Consider the following 16,563-nt stretch of genomic DNA (forward strand, 5'->3'; position numbering starts at 1 on the left):
TCCCTCGATTAACTACGAGAAACTGTGCTGGGCGTTTCATCGGCTTGATCCAAAATCGCCCTGAAAGCGTGCATAAAGGTGTCACCTGTCGGGAATCTTGAATTCACTCCACCCTGGCAGGCAAATAATGCTGGAGTGTTCCGAACCGCTGGACTATTAGGACTTTCGAAACCTTAACTAGGAGGGTCGTCATGTCATCGCGTCTTGTAAGCGCCGTCGTCGCCGGCCTGGCCATCGCCATTGCGCCCATGGGCGCATCGATTGTGTCGGCTCAAACACCCGCCCCCGCCAGCACCGCGCCCACCGCGGCGCAATTGCAGGCTCTGATCTCCGCCTCGGCGCGGGAAGCGGCCGCAGCGCCAGGCTTCGCGAGCATGACGCCCGCGGCCAAGCTGGACGCCATCAAGGCGGCCGTCGCCAAGGCTCTTGCCGCTAGCGGCGCATCGCCCGCGATGATCCAGGCCGCCCTGATCCAGGCCGTGGCGTCGGGCGTCATCAGCGCCGGCGTCGCGATCGCCGTGGCCGCCTCGATCTCGCCCGAGATGGCGCAGGCTGTGTCGCAGGCTCCCGCGGTCGTCGCTCAGCTGAAGGCCACGGGTCAATCGGCCACCGTCACTGGAGCGACCTCGGACGCCGGCAATCCCAGCGTTCTGGTGAACCTGCAGGGTGACGGCGGCGGTGGTGGCGCGGCCGCTACGCCCTACGATCCTTGCGCCGGTGTGATCGCGAGTTACTGCGGCGGCTAACGCCGCCGGGTCGGTTCAGCAGCGTACTCACTCAACGTGTTTGTCCTAGCGGGGCCGTTTGGTCGCCGTAAGGCGGGGATAGGATCATGAAACTTTTGGCAACGGCCGCCTTGGCGGCGGCCTTTTCCGTGTCGATGCCTCTGGTGGTCTCGGCGCAGGACCTGGGTTCGAACTTCAAGCGTGACAAAAGCGTCAGCGTTCGCCAGCGCCCGCGTCCTGATTTCGAAGCGATCGGGATCAAGGCCGGCGGCTTCACGGTCTTTCCGCGCGTCACGCTGAGCGCCACGCATGACGACAACATCTACGCGACGGCGACCGACGAACAGAGCGATACGATTTGGCGCGTGAAGCCCGAAGTGGCCGTGCGATCGAACTGGTCGCGCAACGCCCTGGGGGCGTTCGCTTCGGCCACGATCAACCGCTACAGCGATTTCGACACTGAAAATACCGAGGAATACACCATCGGCGCCAACGGCCGGCTGGACCTCGAACGCGGATCGAACATCGCGGGCTCGCTGCAGTATCAGGCCCTGACCGAGCCTCGCACCTCTCCGACCTCTCCGGTGGCGGCGACCGCGCCCGTTGAATATACCTTGGTCACCGGCAACCTGACCGCGATCAAGGAATTCAACCGGTTGCGCCTGACGGGACGTCTGGACAACAAGACCTACGATTATGACGACGCGCGTAACGCCGCCGGCGGCGTGATCGATCAGGACACGCGCGACCGTGATGAATTCTACTACGGCGGCAAGGCGGAATACGCCGTTAGCCCCGATACGGCCGTGTTCTTCTCGCTGGTCGGCAACAAGAAAGACTACGATCTGGCGATCGCGGGGCGCGACTCCGACGGCTACGTGGTCAGCGGCGGCGTGAACTTCGAGATCTCGCAAGTCGCGCGCGGTGAAATCGAAGGCGGCTACATGGATCAGTCCTATGACAATCCCGCCTACGCCAATGTCAGCGGTTTCAACGCCAAGGGGCGCGTGGAATGGTTTCCGACCGAACTGACGACCGTCACGTTGAACGGGTCGCGGACCATCGAGGAAGCCGTGGCCGCTGGGTCGCAGGGCTATATCTCCAACAACCTTTCGGCCGGCGTCGACCACGAGCTGCTGCGTAACGTCCTGCTTTCGGCCCAGGCCAGCTATGGCAAGGATAACTACCAGACGATCGACCGCGACGATAAGCGGACCGGCTTCAATGCCTCGGCCACTTATTTGATGAACCGGAACGTCGGCCTTATCCTGGCGTACACTTTCTTGAAGCAAAACTCTTCGGGCGGCGCTCGCGGCGCCTCGTTCGACGACAACAAGATCGCGGCTTCTGTCGCTTTTCAGTTCTAGATAGGGCCTGCCTCACCTAGCTGGGGCGCCTGTGAGAGTAACATGGACGGCTCAGCCTTTGAGACCTCGCACACTCCGGCGCCTAGCGCCGGAGTGATGGCGTTTGATCTGAACATCGCTATCGCCACGTTCCGACGCAGGCTGCGCCTTTTCGCGGCTGTCGCTCTGGCGGTGTTTGTCGCGGTGTTGCTCTACACGCTTCAGGAAAAGCCTCGCTATACGGCCGTCGCGCAGGTCATGCTGGATGTGCGCACCGAGCAGGTCACGGATATGAACGCCGTGCTCTCCGGACTTCCCGCCGACTCCTCGGTGGTGGACACGGAGGTCGAGATCCTGCGCTCGCGGTCGCTCGCGGCGCGCGTGGTCAAGCAGCTCAAGCTCGACCAGGATCCCTATTTCAATCCCAACCTGGCGACCGCGCACGGCGCCTCGTCCTGGCTGCCCTGGGTCAAGAAGGCGGTCGCTCCCACCGCCGTGGTCGATCCGGTCGAACTTCAGCGTCAGCAGGAAGCCCTGGTCGATCGTGTCCTGGCCGGGCTTCGCGTCCGCCGCGCCGGACTGACCTATCTGATCTCGGTCGAGTACACCCATCCCAAGGCCACGGAAGCGGCTCGTCTCGCGAACGCCTTCGCCGACCTCTATCTGACCGAACAGCTGGAGGCCAAGTTCGACGCCACCAAGAAGGCGAACGAGTGGCTCGACACGCGGGTCGTGGAACTGCGCGATCAGCTCCAGCAGGCCGAGGCCGACGTCCAGCAGTACAAGATCGCCAACAATCTGCTGAGCGCCGAAGGCGCCACCCTGACCGAGCAGGAGATTTCGGGCCTCAACCAGCAGCTCGCTTCCGCGCGCGCCGGGCAGGCCGAGACCGACGCCCGCCTGAAAATCGCTCGTGACCAACTGGCTCGAGGGAGCAACGGCGAAGACGTCGGTGAATCGTTGAATTCGCCGGTCGTGCAGGCGTTGCGCAAGCAGCGCTCCGAGCAAAGCGCGAAGGTGGCCGATCTGGACGGGCGCTACGGCCCGCTGCATCCGGAACTCCTGAAGGCCAAGCGCGAGCTCGCCGACATCGACACCCAGATCCAGAGCGAAATCCGTCGCATCATTTCGAACCTGGAAGCCCAGGCCCAGGTCGCGCGTCAGCGCACCGGTTCCATGGCTGGCAGCGTCGCTTCGTCGAAGGGCACTCTGGCGGGCAACAACCGGGCCGGGATCCGGCTCGGAGAGCTTGAGCGCAAAGCTGAATCGGTCCGTACGCTGTACGAATCCTTGCTGGCGCGCTTCAAGCAGACGACGACCAACCAGGGTATCGAACAGCCTGACGCGCGCGTCGTGTCCGAGGCGAAGATTCCGACGAAGCCCAGCTATCCCAAGCCATCGATGAACCTGCTGTTCGGCCTGGTCCTGGCGATCGGCGCGGGTGCGGCCGCGATCGTTCTGGCCGAGATCCTGATGGCGGGTCTGTTCACCGAAGACGAGGTCGAGCGTCGGCTGCAAGTGCCCTATCTGGGCGCCGTGCCGCTGCTCAGCTCGTCGATGGAAAACCCCAAGAGCGCCCGGAAGATCAAGCCGACGGACTATCTGCTGGCCAAGCCGCTTTCCAGCTTCGCGGAAAGTTTCCGCAAGCTTCGCGCGGCGATCCTGTTCTCGAAGGTCGGCGAAACCGTCAAGGTGGTGGTGATCACCTCATCGCTGCCAGGCGAAGGCAAGACCACGACGACCTTCTCACTGGCGCGCACCTTGGCCACGGCGGGATCGAACGTGGTTGTCGTCGATTGCGATCTGCGCCAAAGCGCCATCAACGCCTTCCTGCCGCATGTTCCCACGGTCGGCCTGCTGGAAGTGCTCAACGGGGTGTGCACGCTGGATCAGGCGCTGTTTACCGACGCGAGCGGCGCCCAGGTGCTGCCCCTGGCCAAGTCCGCCTATACGCCGCGTGACGTCCTGGGTTCGCCGGCGATGTTGAAGCTGCTGCAGGAGCTGCGTCAGCGCTTCGACGTGGTTCTGCTGGACACCGCGCCGCTGCTGGCGATCGCCGATACGCGGATCCTGGCGCCGCATGCCGACGCCGTCGTCATGCTGGCGCGCTGGAAGAAGACGCCGATCAAGGCGATTACCTCGGCCCTGTCGCTGCTGCAGGGGCGCGGTATTTTCGTCGCGGGCGTCGCGCTGACCCAGATGGATCTGAACGCCCAGTCCCGCTACGGCTATGGCGACTCGAACTACTATTACAAGAGTTACCGCAAGTACTATGCCGAGTGAGGCAGGCGATCGAACAACGGCCGGCTCGCCGAAGCGCGCCGGCCAAGTTCGCGCTAGACGACTGGCGCCCTCCGAGATCGCGGCGTCCAGCGTTCTTGTTGGCCTGGTCTTCATGGCCGTGCTGGCTTTCGGCGCGAGCGACCTGGGTACGGCGACCCTGTTCACCGGCCTCTATGCTCTCTTTCTGATTGGACTGCTGACGACCTGCGCCTGGGCGCGGCGTGATCTTGCCCGGCAGAAAGGGCTGAAGACCACGGGTGGTCTGTTCCTCCTGCTGCTGGTCGTCGTGCTGCTGCCGCTCACGCCGTGGGGTCCCGGCGGCTCTAACGTCGTCTGGACCTACCTGCCCGAGGCCTCCCCAAAGATGGGCGGCTTGGCGATCGACAGGTCCGCCGTCATCCTCAACGTCGTTCAGTTCCTGGGGTTAGCCTGCCTGTTCCTCACGGGACGGGTCATCGGCGCGTCGGAAAGCCGCGCGCGCTGGTTTCTGCGCGCGAGCGTCCTGGCGACGGGGCTGTATGCCGCGGCCGCGTTCGCCGACTATGTCGGCGTTCGCCGCACGGCGCGTCTTGTCGCGACCCTTCTGAGTCCCAACAGCGCGGCCACGTTGTTCGGGAGCGGTATGTTGATGGCGATGGCGTTCGCCGCCCAGCGGCTGCGGCGCGGCATCGGCCTGGCGGTTCTGAGGCGGGGAGACCCCGAGGCCATCCTGGCGATGGCCGTCGCCAGCGTCCTGCTTGTCAATCTCCTGCTGACCGCGTCTCGCGGCGGCGTCGTCGCGACCCTGATCTGCGTCGCGCTCTTCCTGGCCTGGGAAGGCCTGTCGCAACGTCATAGGATGCGTACGACCGCGGTTCTGGCGGTGATCGCGATGGTCATCGTCGTTGGCGCGGTCGCGCTTCGCAGCTTCGAGATCGTCGCCGAGCGGTTTAGCCTTGCCGAGCAGGACGCCGGAATTCGCGCCGCGATCTTCGCCCCGCACTGGGACGCGTTCCGCTCCGCGCCCTGGTTTGGGTTCGGTCTGGGCTCGTTCCCGACCGTGAACCAGCTCATCGTCACCCAGGCCAATCTGCCGGCGTTGTTCAACGTGCGAGCCGTTCACAACCTCTATCTCCAATGGCTGGAAGAGGCCGGCGTCGTGGGGGCGCTGGCCATGACGGCGTTGTTCGTGGCCCTGATCTGGCCGATCCTTCGCGGCGGTTTCCGCGAAGGCGCGGTTGGGATCTGGTGTCGCGGCGCGGTTTGCGCCGCCTTGCTGTTCCTGATCCATGGAAGCACCGACTTTGCCTTGCAGGTGCCGGCCATCCAGGCGCTCGCGGCGCTGATACTCGGCGTTGTGGGCGGCATGGCCGCGCCGCAGTCGAACTCGCGAACTGTGCGTATTCAGCCTGTCTGGCCAACCTGGGCCGCGGGCGGAGCCGCGGCTGTGGTGACGCTGATCGCCGCTTCGCTGGCGCTTCCCATGTTGGCGGGAAAGCTGGGCGGCGATCTGTCGGCCTGGCCCTCGGCGCCGGCCGACGCCCTGGCCGGTGGCATAGAGGCAAGGCTTGTCCAGCCGGGGATGACGGCCGAGCGCGGTCTTGCCCTGGAGCGCCTCAGCGCGCGCGAACTTTCGTTGCGTCCGGCGTCGGGCTCGGCCTGGCTGCGCCGAGCGGCGATCTATCGGGCCCTGGGCCGGGATGACGCGGCCAATTTCGCTCTGGAACGATCGTTCGCGGTTGCGCCGCTGCAGACCAGTCTGTTCGAGCGCCGGACGGCCCTGGCCTACGAGTCCTGGGATCGACTGAGCCCGCTGGCCCGCGAGCAGGAAATTTATCAGTTCGGCGTCGAATGGCGGCGACTGCGCAATCCCAGACACTTCATCGCCCTGGCCAACAGCCTCCACAACCCGACGGGCCGGGTTGGCATGGCGCTTCAGATCACGGTGCAGCGCATGACGCCGTTCGATCCGATCACGTAGCGTTTGGTCTAGGGGGCAGCCCAGGCGGCGTGTTTCGCACGCACATCATTCCGCCGGAGGTCAGGTCTCGGCCCAAAGCGTGGCCGACCGCTGAAGCGTCTCCGCCTAGTAGGCGTTCTTGGCCAGAAGCAGGTGGGGAACCGTCAGCAGGGCGATGCGCAGGTCCGACATCAGCGACCAGTTGTCGATATAGTCGATGTCGGCCTTCACGCGCTTGGCCATGTCGTCGACATCGGTCGTGCCGCCACGCAGGCCGCTGATCTGAGCCAGCCCCGTCAGTCCGGGGCGCGCCTGGAAGCGAAGCGCATAGGTGGGAATGAGCGCGCCATAATATTCGTCGTGGGCCGCCGCGTGGGGCCGTGGCCCGATCATCGACATGTCGCCCTTCAGCACGTTGAGCAATTGCGGCAGCTCATCGAGGCTGGTGACGCGGATGATGCGACCCGTACGCGTGACGCGGTCGTCGCCGCGCGCAGCCTGAACGACGCTCTGGCCGTTCTCCTCGCAACGCATCGAGCGCAGCTTGTAGATCGTGAAGTTCCGCCCGTTGAGGCCGCCGCGCGTCTGTCGGAACAGCGCCGGACCCGGGGACTCGATCTTTATCAGAATCGCCGCCAGCAAGAGCACGGGCGCGAAAAACACCAACAGCAAAGCTGACGCCAAAATGTCAAAAGCGCGCTTTGCCGGATTCAATGCCACAGCTGAAAAGAGTACCGTCGTTTCGTGGCTCAGCACATCAGTGTTTGCGCCCCCGCTCACTACGCGTCTCCACGGCTGTGCCGGAGGAACCCTTCCTACGGCGCTCTCGATGCTTCTAGCGTAACTCCCGCAAGTCGTCGCTCATAAACGAGCTGGTAACCATAGATAAATCGTAAAGGCGCCTAAACCCTATTCGTTAAATGGCGCTTAGGGCTGCTCCGGTAGGTTTTCCCAACACGGAGACAAGCCTATGTCGATAATCCCGGCTCAGATTAATTTCGCTGATATTCCGGCTGTCCATGCGGCGCCCGTGCGCCGGCTGCCGCGCGCGATCGGCTGGGGATTGGCGGCCCTGGCCAGCGGCGGACTGTGGTCTGGCCTGGTGATCATCATCCACCGCATCTTCTGATCCCACGATCGAGCGGCCCAGCTGGGCCGCCGCCGAGACCACGAAGAAAAAGAAGGCCCCGCGGTTCGCACCGCGGGGCCTTCTTCTTGCGCAGTCGGCTCTTGTCGAACCGATCAGGCGTATCGAACCGATCAGGTGATGCTCTTCCACTCGGTCGAGCCGGGAACTTGACGCTCAACCCAGTGATAGTTGAGCTCGTTCCAGGGCGTGGCCCACGGGGTCAGGTTGTCCAGGACCCAGTCGCCAGATTCGAAGCTGACCACCAGAACGGCGTGGGTTTCGCCTCGCGCGGTGACGGCGACGGCCATCGACAGGGCTTCGGCCGGCACGCCAGCCGCGATCAGGCGGCGGCGCTTTTCAAGCGCGTAGTCCTCGCAGTCGCCATACATCTTGCCGTCGATCACGCGTGGCAGCGACCAGAATTCCTGCAGGCCATAAAGGTCGAAATCGCTGGCCTTCAGAACTTCGCGGTTAACATCGCGGTTCAGGGTGTTGACCAGGCGCATCAGCGACTTCGAGACCACGGCGGGGCCGGTGTTCGAGGCGAGGGGCGCGGGCGCGACCGCGGCCTGCGCCGTCTGCACGCGTTCGCCGCCGACCGCCACGAAGGTGTTGTCGATGATCGGCCGGTAGGCGTCGAGCTGCTCGACCTGGGCCAAGCCGGTCGTTTCCTCTTGCGGGGCGCCGCCGAGGTGAAGACCGCGCAGACGCGTCAGGACTTGCGGATCCGTAGGGCCGCCGAGCGACGACGTCGCGAGAGGCGCGCTGGTCAAGGCGATGGCGGGCGCCGCATCGGCGCCGTTCGCACCGCAGGCCGAGGCGTCGCGCTGGCACAGGTCCAGAAAGCCCGGCGGGGCCGCGGCGACCTCGCCTTGCGGCATAAAGGCGCGACGTTCGGCGTGTGCAAATGTAGCCACAGAAAGGAAAGCAGCAACGCTTGCATATTTCAGCAGTGCAGACCGGAAAGTCATGTCCAACTCGCCCTAATTTCTAAGGCGAATTTGGATTACGGCCATAAATATGCGTTCAATATTTGTAGTGATATCTTCTTGAATAAGTTTGCTTACTTGAAAGGTAAGCTTAATCGGGGGTAAATGACTGAGTAAATGCCGCCTGATATTACATGGTTTATTCTCTGATAATAATCTCGACAGCCGGTTGAAGGGCGGCTCGGTCTGAGGCAGTTTCCAGACCGGTTCAGCGCTTTCAGCGCGGCGGCACGGTGATGGTGTTCAACTTTCTTCGCTCAAAGGCGCGCGCGCCTCGCTACGCTTCCACGGAGGGGCGGGTGATCTACGCGATCGGCGACGTACACGGTCAGCTCGAGCTTCTGGATCTGATGCTGGACAGCATCGCGGCCGACTTCGCGGCGCTGGGGCGGACCGACCGGCCGGTGCTGGTCCTGGTGGGCGACTATGTGGATCGCGGCCCGGATTCAAAGGGCGTGTGCGACCGATTGATCGCGTTGCGGGCCGCCTCGGTCGACGTCAGCGCCTTCGAGATCCGCACTCTTATGGGTAATCACGAGCAGACGATGCTCTCGTTCCTCGACAACGCGGAAGCGGGGCCGGCGTGGGTCGAGTTCGGGGGAGGCGAGACCCTGACGTCCTACGGCGTTTCCCGACCCGCGCTGCGTCCCGAACCCGACGAGTGGGTCGAGATCCAGAGCCAGCTACGACAAAAGCTTCCCGCGGAGCATCTGCGGTTTCTGCAGGGCCTGGAGCTGTCGGCGGCCTACGGCGGCTACCTGTTCGTCCATGCCGGCGTGCGTCCGGGCATTGCGTTGGAGCGGCAAAATTCCGAAGACTTGATGTGGATCCGCGGTGACTTCCTGTCGCAGCCGCATCGACTGGACTGGGTTGTCGTGCACGGTCACACGCCGGCCGAGGAGCCTTTCCTTGGTACTGATCGGATTAATATCGATACAGGCGCCTACGCCACGGGCGTCTTGACCGCGGTTCGTCTTGACGGAGGGCCGCCGACAATCCTGCAGGTTCGAAAGACCCGCCGACACTAAGCGCCGTACTTGTCGCGTCTTTGCGCCCGTGTCATGACGTCGAAAAGGGACGACCGCTTTTTCAGAGATATAGACCGATGTACGTCGTGCGACGCATCTTCCGTTCTACCTTGGCCGTGCTGGCCGCCGTTTTTGTGGTCTCGACGCTCCCACTTTCCGCGGCTCAGGCTCAAACGCCGCCGGCGGCTGTCGCCGGCGAAGCGCCGCCCGCTTCGGCTTCGGACTACCTTCTGGGCTCGGGCGACAAGGTTCGTGTCACCGTCTATGGCGAGCCTGAGCTTTCGGGCGAATTCTTCGTCACCGGCAGCGGCCTGGTCTCGCTGCCGTTGATTGGCGAGGTCAGAGCCGCCGGATTGAACGTTCGCCAGTTCCAGGACACCGTGCAGAACGCCCTGAGCAACGGCTATCTCAAGGAGCCTCGCGTCAGCGCCGAGGTGCTGTCCTTCCGCCCGTTCTATATCCTGGGTGAAGTCGATAAGCCGGGCACCTATCCCTACACGTCGGGGCTGACCGTGTTCAACGCCGTGGCCACGGCGGGCGGGTTCACCTATCGGGCCGACAAGGGCAAGGTCTTCATCAAGCGCCTGGGCGAGGCTGTCGAGCACAAGTACACGCTCGATCCGACGGTCACGGTGGCGCCGGGCGACACCATCCGGATCGGCGAGCGCTTCTTCTGATCCGCGGCCGTCGGTCGCCCGCGCAGCGGCGACAAGGATAAGATCATGAAGCCTGTCCTTGTCGCAGGCGGCGCCGGATACGTCGGATCGCACACCTGCCTGCGTCTAGCGCAGGCAGGGTTCCGGCCGATCGTGTTCGACGACCTGTCGAACGGCCATCGCGAACACGTCCAATGGGGGCCGCTGGAAATCGGCGACATCCGCGACGGGGCGCGCCTGGACGCGGTGTTCGCGGCGCACAGGCCGGTCGCCGTTGTGCATTTGGCCGCCAGCATCGAGGTCGGAGAGTCGGTCAGGAATCCCGGCAAGTTTTTCGACAACAACGTTGGCGGCTCGATCTCCCTGATCGAGGCGACGCGTCGGGCGGGCGTCGAGGCGCTGGTGTTCTCCTCGACCTGCGCGACCTTTGGCGATCCAGTGCATTTGCCGATGGCGGAAGATCATCCGCAGATCCCGCTCAATCCCTATGGTCGCAGCAAGCTCATGGTCGAACAGGTCCTGGCTGACTACGCCCGGTATGTCGGTTTTCGGAGCGTGATCCTGCGGTATTTCAACGCGGCCGGCGCGGATCCGGAGGGGCGCATTGGCGAGTGGCACGAGCCGGAGACCCACGCCATACCCTTGGCCATCGACGTGGCCCTGGGGCGGCGGGAGCATTTCACGATCTTTGGTTCCGACTACGACACCCGCGACGGCGCCGCCGTGCGCGACTACGTGCACGTTCTCGACCTCGCCGACGCGCATGTTCTGGCGCTGCGTTACCTGTTGGATGGCGGCGCGGCGGGAAGTTTCAACCTGGGCACGGGGCTCGGAACGACCGTTCGGGAGTTGGTCGAGGGCGTGAAGCGCGTGTCGGGGCGGCCGTTGCCGGTTGTCGAAGCGCCACGCCGCCAGGGCGACGCCCCGGTGCTCGTCGCCGACAATATCCTGGCCAAGCAGGTGCTGGGCTGGTCTCCGACCCACGATCTGAACAGCATCCTGGATAGCGCCTGGCGCTGGCACGCCGGCCGGGTCGCGGGGGCGGAAGCGACGCCCGGATAACGCGTCCCTGTAGCGAAACGCTTTTTTTGCATCTTCCCCGGTATTCATAGGACGAATTCCCTGGGGGACCCCGCGTGCTGAAGGTTTTGACCTGCCTGACGACGGAGCACGACCTGCGTTTGGTCGTGGTCGCCGGTCTGATCTGCTTCGCCGCCTGCTTCACGGCGTTCCGCCTCTACTCGCGCATGCGCGGGGCCAAGGGGGTGGTGCGGGCCGCGTGGCTGCTGCTGACCGGCCTGGTGGCGGGTTCGGGCGTCTGGGCTACCCATTTCATCGGCATGGTCGCCTATTCGCCGGGCCTGAAGACCGGCTACAGCCCGTCTGGCACCCTGTTGTCGCTGATGATCTCGGTGCTGTTCATGGCCGGCGGCTTCGCCGTGGCCTCGGCCCAGCGCACGCGCACCAACGACTTCGCCGGCGGCCTGATCCTCGGCATGGGCATCGCCGCCATGCACTATACCGGCATGTCGGCCTTCGTGACCCAGGGCTTCGTGCAGTGGGAGCAGGCGACGATCGCCGTCTCGGTGCTGGCCGGCGTGATCGGCGCGGCGGGCGCCCTGCAACTGGCCGGACGCGCGCGCAGCCTGCTGAAGCAAGCGGGCGGCGGCGCGGTTCTGGCGATCGGCGTCTGCGCCCTGCACTTCATCGGCATGGGCGCGATCACCATCGTTCCCGATCCCTCGATCAACGTGCCCGACCAGATGCTGTCGGGCGCGATCCTGACCCTGGCCGTGACCTCGATCACCGGCATGATCATCCTGGGCGGCCTGGGCGCGGTGACCATCGAGTCCTCGACCAGCCGTTCGGCCCTGGATCGCATCCGCCGCCTGGCCAACGCCGCCTATGAAGGCATCGTGGTGATCCAGGACGGCCGCATCAACGACGCCAACGCCGCCTTCTGCGAGCTGGCCGGCGTCGAGCTGGACGCTCTGCTGCGTACGCCACTGTCCGACCTGCTGACCTTCGATACCGAGGGGCCGACCCGCGAGGGCGTGCGCCGCGAGGGCGTGCTGCAGCCCGCCGACGGCGGTCGCGCGATCCCGGTCGAGGCGTTCTCGCGCCTGATGGACGACGGCGCCCGCGCCGAAACCTCGGGCCTGACGGTGCTGGCGGTGCGCGACCTGCGCGAGCGCCGCTCGGCCGAGGAGAAGATCCGTTACCTGGCCGAACACGACGGCCTGACCGGACTGCCCAATCGCAATTCGCTGCAGGCCCGCCTGGCCGCGGCCCTGGACCGCGTCGAGGCCTCGGGCGAGAGCCTGTCGCTGATCTGCATCGACCTGGACCATTTCAAGGAAGCCAACGACCTGCACGGTCACCTGGCGGGTGACGCCCTGCTGGTCGAGACCGCGCGCCGGCTTCAGGACTCCCTGACGGCCCCGTCGTTCGCCGCGCGTCTCGGCGGCGACGAGTTCATCGTCGTCCAGGTGGCCGCCGGCGACCAGCCCGCCGCCGCCGCCGAGCTGGCGGGCCGCCTGCTCGAGGCCCTGTCGGTTCCCGCCGTCTACGAGGGCCAGGAGCTGGCCATGGGCGCCAGCCTGGGCGTGTCGCTGTTCCCCGACGATGGCCGCACCGCCGAGGCCCTGCTGGCCAACGCCGACATGGCCCTGTACCGCGCCAAGGAAAGTGGCCGCGGCGCCTATCGCTTCTTCAAGCGCGAGATGGACGAGTCGATCCGCGAACGGCGGACCCTGGCCCGCGAGCTGCGCCAGGCGATCACCGATGAGGAACTGATCGTCTACTACCAGCCGCTGGCCAAGGCGTCCGACGGCGAGGTCTGCGGCTTCGAGGCCCTGGTGCGCTGGAACCATCCGGTGCGCGGCATGGTCCCGCCGCTGGAGTTCATCCCGATCGCCGAGGAGAACGGCCTGATTGGGCAGCTCGGCGAGTGGGTGCTGCGTCGCGCCTGCGCCGACGCCGTGACCTGGGAGCGACCGCTGCGCATCGCGGTGAACCTGTCGCCGCTGCAGCTGAACCAGCCCAACCTGCCGACCCTGGTGCACGAGGTCCTGGTCCAGACCGGCCTGTCGCCCAAGCGGCTGGAACTGGAGATCACCGAGAGCGCCCTGTTCAAGGACTATCAGCGCGCGTTGGACAATCTGCGCCGGCTGAAGGCCCTGGGCGTGCGCATCGCCATGGACGACTTCGGCACCGGCTTCTCGTCGCTGTCGACCCTGCAGTCGTTCCCGTTCGACAAGATCAAGATCGACAAGAGCTTCGTCGAGAACATCCATCGCCACGACCGCGCGACGGTGATCGTTCGCGCCGTGCTGGGCCTGGGCCGCAGCCTGGAGATCCCGTGCGTGGCCGAGGGCGTGGAGACCCAGGAGCAGATCGACTTCCTGCGCGGCGAGAATTGCGCCGAGCTGCAGGGCTATGCGATCGGCCGTCCGTCGCCCGTCGACAGCCTGTCGGCCTGGACCCTGGCCAGTGTGACGGCGGCCAAGCCGGCCCCTGAAGCGGCGCCGACTCCGAAGAAGCCGCGCCGCAACAGCAAGGCCGCCTAGAGGCTACCGCCGCCGCGACATGCCGCCCAGCAGGCCACGCATGATCTCGCGGCCGGCCTGGCTGGCGATTGTGCGCACCAGCGAGGTGGCGAAGGCTTCGGCCACGGATTGACGGTTCGAGGCGCGCGGTCGCGGCGCGGCCCGGACCTCGCGCGCTTCCTCTCGTTCACGAACCTTCTCGGCGGCGGTGCGCTGGCGCTCGGCTTCCGCCGCCGCCGCGGCGCTCTGAGCCTGCTGCTGCGCCTGGGTGGCTCGGCCTTGCAGCACCTCGTAGGCGGACTCGCGGTCCAGGGTCTGGTCGTAGAGACCGGCGACCGGGCTCTTGGCGATCAGGGCCGCGCGCTCCTCCGGCGTCAGCGGACCCAGGCGCGAGGCCGGCGGGCGGATCAGTGTCTTCTGCACCACGCAGGGCGCGCCCTTGGCGTCCAGGGTCGAGATCAGCGCCTCGCCCACGCCCAGGGCCTGGATGGTCTCGGCGGTGTCGAAGGCCGGATTGACCCGGAACGACTGGGCGGCGGCCTTCAGGCCCTTCTGGTCGGCGGGCGTATAGGCGCGCAGGGCGTGCTGGACGCGAGCGCCCAACTGGCCCAGCACGGCGTCGGGGATGTCGGCCGGGTTCTGGGTGACGAAATAGATGCCCACGCCCTTGGAGCGGATCAGGCGCACGACCTGCTCGATCTTCTCCAGCAGCGGCTTTTCGGCGTCGTTGAACAGCAGGTGGGCCTCGTCGAAGAAGAACACCAGCTTGGGCTTCTCTGGATCGCCCACCTCGGGCAGCTCCTCGAACAGCTCCGACAGCAGCCACAGCAGGAAGGTCGAATAGAGCTTGGGCGACTGGATCAGCTTGTCGGCGGCCAGCAGGTTGACGTAGCCGCGCCCGGCGACGTCGGTGCGCATGATGTCGGCCAGCTTCAGGGCCGGTTCGCCGAAGAAGTTCTCGGCGCCTTGGCTCTGCAAGGTCAGCAGCTTGCGCTGGATCGCCCCCACCGTGGCCGGCGAGACGTTGCCGTACTGCGTGCCGATCTCGGCGGCGTGGTCGGCGACATACTTCAGGGCCGCCTGCAGGTCCTTCAGATCCAGCAGCAGCAGGCCGTCCTGGTCGGCGACGTGGAAGACCACGGTCAGCACGCCCTCCTGCACGTCGTTCAGCTCCAGCAGCCGCGACAGCAGGACGGGGCCCATCTCGGAGATGGTGGTGCGGATCGGATGGCCCTTCTGGCCGAACAGGTCCCAGAAGACGACGGGCGGGGCGGACGGCGTCAGGGTCAGGCCCATGGACGCGGCGCGCTCCAGCATCTTGGCGTTGGGCGCCCCGATCGCGGCCACGCCCGACAGGTCGCCCTTCACGTCGGCGGCGAACACCGGCACGCCGGCGTCGGAGAAGGCCTGGGCCATGACCTGCAGGGTGACGGTCTTGCCGGTGCCGGTCGCGCCGGCCACCACGCCGTGCCGGTTGGAGCGATCCAGCCGCTGCGTTACGGGTCCTTCCCCAACTCCCTCTTGGCTAAGCCCGATGAGGATTTCGTCTTCGCCGATCGCCAGGGTCATACGCAACGTCCTTCACATTGAAGATTTAAGCCTAGCCCTGGCCTTGCGTCGCGCCAATCGGCTCGCGCAATGTGGCGCCAGTCTTTTACAGACGCTCCAAGACTACCAGACGCCCGAGAAAGAGATTTCGCTCATGTCCATCCCCGCGTCGATCACCGGACGCAACGCCCTGGTGTTCCTGGCGGTCATCGCCGGCGGAGCGGCGCTGTACTGGATGCGCGGCATTCTCACGCCGCTGGCCATGGCCGTGTTTCTGGCGGTGATGATCGACAGTTTCGCCCGGGTGTTGGTCCTGCGGGTGCCGCGCTTTCCCCGGACCCTGGCGCTGCCCGCCGCCATCTTCCTGTCGATCGCCATCTTCGGCGGGGCGGTCTGGGTGGTCACGGCCAACGGGACCGAATTCGTTCTGCAGATGCGCGAATACGCGCCGCGCCTGAACGGGGTGATCGCCAAGGTCGCGTCGCTGGTCGGGATCAAGGTCGCGCCGACCATCGGCGACCTGATCAACCAGCTCAATCCCAGCAAGTACGCCGGGGCGGCGGCCCAGAGCCTGCAGAACTTCGCCTCCAGCGCCATCCTGGTGCTGATCTATCTGGGCTTCATCATCGCCTCGCGCCGGGGCTTCAGTCGCAAGATCGTCGCGCTCTATCCGCACCATGCCGAGCGGGACGGCGCGATGCAGCTGTTCCAGCGCATCCGCAACGGTGTGGAGCAGTACCTGTGGATCCAGACCGTCACCGGCCTGATGATCGCCATCGCCGCCTTCGTGGTGATGCTGCTGCTGCGCCTGGACAACGCCCTGTTCTGGGCCTTCCTGATCTTCGTGGCCGCCTATATCCCGATCCTGGGCGGGGCGGTCGGCTGCATCCTGCCGCCGCTGTTCGCCCTGGTGCAGTTTCCCGACAGCTTCTGGCCGGCCCTGATCCTGTTCGGCGCCCTGGAGCTGATCTTCTTCGTGGTCGGCAACGTCATCTATCCGCGCATGCAGGGCGACAGCCTGAACATCGACCCGACGGTGGTGCTGCTGTCCCTGGCGGTCTGGGGCGCCTTGTGGGGCGTGACCGGCATGTTCCTGTCCACGCCGCTGACCGTGGCCTTGATGCTGATCATGGCCCAGTTCGAGGGCACGCGCTGGATCGCCATCCTGCTGTCGGAGGACGGCGACCCCAGCGGCGCGGGCCTGGACCGCAAGGCTCCGGGAGCCTCCCACAAGGGGCCTTCGGACAAAAAAGCGGGCGCTTCGACAGGTTCGCGACAGAAGTCGGCCAAGGGGGCTTAAAATCCCAAATGGCCTTCCTATCTAGATCCTGTCGGCAGCCCCCCATGCCGACCCCGCGCGACGCAGACCGAT

At 65.7% G+C, this 16,563-nt stretch carries 12 protein-coding genes; 9 read left to right on the forward strand and 3 right to left on the reverse strand.

All coding sequences use genetic code 11. The features are described from left to right. The first annotated feature begins 191 nt into the window (after positions 1–191). From G3M62_RS01045 to G3M62_RS01060, 4 genes are all read left to right on the forward strand, one after another. Positions 192–746 (forward strand): hypothetical protein, encoded by a 555-nt coding sequence (locus G3M62_RS01045; protein ID WP_165184047.1) that lies wholly within the window; start codon positions 192–194, stop codon positions 744–746. 86 nt (positions 747–832) lie between these two features. After that, the gene (locus G3M62_RS01050) at positions 833–2,092 is read left to right on the forward strand and encodes an outer membrane beta-barrel protein (protein ID WP_165184048.1); all 1,260 of its coding nucleotides are present in this window, start codon (positions 833–835) and stop codon (positions 2,090–2,092) included. A gap of 42 nt (positions 2,093–2,134) precedes the next feature. After that, positions 2,135–4,354, forward strand: a complete 2,220-nt coding sequence (locus tag G3M62_RS01055) for a GumC family protein (RefSeq protein ID WP_165184049.1) — start codon at positions 2,135–2,137, stop codon at positions 4,352–4,354. A gap of 112 nt (positions 4,355–4,466) precedes the next feature. Further along, positions 4,467–6,314 (forward strand): O-antigen ligase family protein, encoded by a 1,848-nt coding sequence (locus G3M62_RS01060; protein WP_165184050.1) that lies wholly within the window; start codon positions 4,467–4,469, stop codon positions 6,312–6,314. 105 nt (positions 6,315–6,419) lie between these two features. Here G3M62_RS01060 and G3M62_RS01065 read toward each other — a convergent pair whose 3' ends face one another. After that, positions 6,420–7,073: an exopolysaccharide biosynthesis polyprenyl glycosylphosphotransferase gene (locus tag G3M62_RS01065; RefSeq protein WP_281360080.1), complete on the reverse strand. Its 654-nt coding sequence runs from the start codon at positions 7,071–7,073 to the stop codon at positions 6,420–6,422. A gap of 480 nt (positions 7,074–7,553) precedes the next feature. Then, positions 7,554–8,303, reverse strand: a complete 750-nt coding sequence (locus tag G3M62_RS01070) for a transglutaminase-like cysteine peptidase (RefSeq protein ID WP_246263421.1) — start codon at positions 8,301–8,303, stop codon at positions 7,554–7,556. Between the two features lie 407 nt (positions 8,304–8,710). On the opposite strand from G3M62_RS01070, the gene G3M62_RS01075 reads away from it, so the two are divergent. The 4 genes from G3M62_RS01075 (at position 8,711) to G3M62_RS01090 (ending at position 13,664) form a co-directional block, all read left to right on the forward strand. After that, the gene (locus G3M62_RS01075) at positions 8,711–9,439 is read left to right on the forward strand and encodes a metallophosphoesterase family protein (RefSeq protein ID WP_343037656.1); all 729 of its coding nucleotides are present in this window, start codon (positions 8,711–8,713) and stop codon (positions 9,437–9,439) included. 77 nt (positions 9,440–9,516) lie between these two features. Next, positions 9,517–10,116, forward strand: a complete 600-nt coding sequence (locus tag G3M62_RS01080) for a polysaccharide biosynthesis/export family protein (RefSeq protein WP_165184053.1) — start codon at positions 9,517–9,519, stop codon at positions 10,114–10,116. 45 nt (positions 10,117–10,161) lie between these two features. Next, positions 10,162–11,157 (forward strand): UDP-glucose 4-epimerase GalE, encoded by a 996-nt coding sequence (gene galE / locus G3M62_RS01085; protein ID WP_165184054.1) that lies wholly within the window; start codon positions 10,162–10,164, stop codon positions 11,155–11,157. A 74-nt stretch (positions 11,158–11,231) separates the two neighbouring features. Then, on the forward strand, positions 11,232–13,664 hold the full coding sequence (locus tag G3M62_RS01090) for an EAL domain-containing protein (RefSeq protein WP_165184055.1): 2,433 nt from the start codon (positions 11,232–11,234) through the stop codon (positions 13,662–13,664). Positions 13,665–13,667: 3 nt separating this feature from the next. Here the strand turns inward: G3M62_RS01090 and G3M62_RS01095 are convergent, their stop codons facing one another. Then, on the reverse strand, positions 13,668–15,212 hold the full coding sequence (locus G3M62_RS01095; protein ID WP_165184056.1) for a helicase HerA-like C-terminal domain-containing protein: 1,545 nt from the start codon (positions 15,210–15,212) through the stop codon (positions 13,668–13,670). 133 nt (positions 15,213–15,345) lie between these two features. Here G3M62_RS01095 and G3M62_RS01100 point away from each other — a divergent pair, with 133 nt between their 5' ends. Further along, positions 15,346–16,491 carry an AI-2E family transporter gene (locus tag G3M62_RS01100; RefSeq protein WP_165184057.1) on the forward strand — a complete coding sequence of 382 codons (1,146 nt, stop codon included), beginning with the start codon at positions 15,346–15,348 and terminating at the stop codon, positions 16,489–16,491. Positions 16,492–16,563 lie beyond the last annotated feature (72 nt).

It is taken from the genome of Caulobacter soli (genome assembly GCF_011045195.1).
In the GTDB taxonomy this organism is placed as follows: Bacteria; Pseudomonadota; Alphaproteobacteria; order Caulobacterales; family Caulobacteraceae; genus Caulobacter; species Caulobacter soli.

Excerpts from the sequence above, each read along its gene's own strand:
- G3M62_RS01100 (WP_165184057.1), top strand. The coding sequence starts at position 15,346 with ATGTCCATCCCCGCGTCGATCACCGGACGCAACGCCCTGGTGTTCCTG.
- G3M62_RS01060 (WP_165184050.1), top strand. The coding sequence starts at position 4,467 with ATGGCCGTGCTGGCTTTCGGCGCGAGCGACCTGGGTACGGCGACCCTG.
- galE (WP_165184054.1), top strand. The coding sequence starts at position 10,162 with ATGAAGCCTGTCCTTGTCGCAGGCGGCGCCGGATACGTCGGATCGCAC.
- G3M62_RS01070 (WP_246263421.1), bottom strand. The coding sequence starts at position 8,303 with ATGCCGCAAGGCGAGGTCGCCGCGGCCCCGCCGGGCTTTCTGGACCTG.
- G3M62_RS01045 (WP_165184047.1), top strand. The coding sequence starts at position 192 with ATGTCATCGCGTCTTGTAAGCGCCGTCGTCGCCGGCCTGGCCATCGCC.
- G3M62_RS01055 (WP_165184049.1), top strand. The coding sequence starts at position 2,135 with ATGGACGGCTCAGCCTTTGAGACCTCGCACACTCCGGCGCCTAGCGCC.
- G3M62_RS01050 (WP_165184048.1), top strand. The coding sequence starts at position 833 with ATGAAACTTTTGGCAACGGCCGCCTTGGCGGCGGCCTTTTCCGTGTCG.
- G3M62_RS01080 (WP_165184053.1), top strand. The coding sequence starts at position 9,517 with ATGTACGTCGTGCGACGCATCTTCCGTTCTACCTTGGCCGTGCTGGCC.
- G3M62_RS01095 (WP_165184056.1), bottom strand. The coding sequence starts at position 15,212 with ATGACCCTGGCGATCGGCGAAGACGAAATCCTCATCGGGCTTAGCCAA.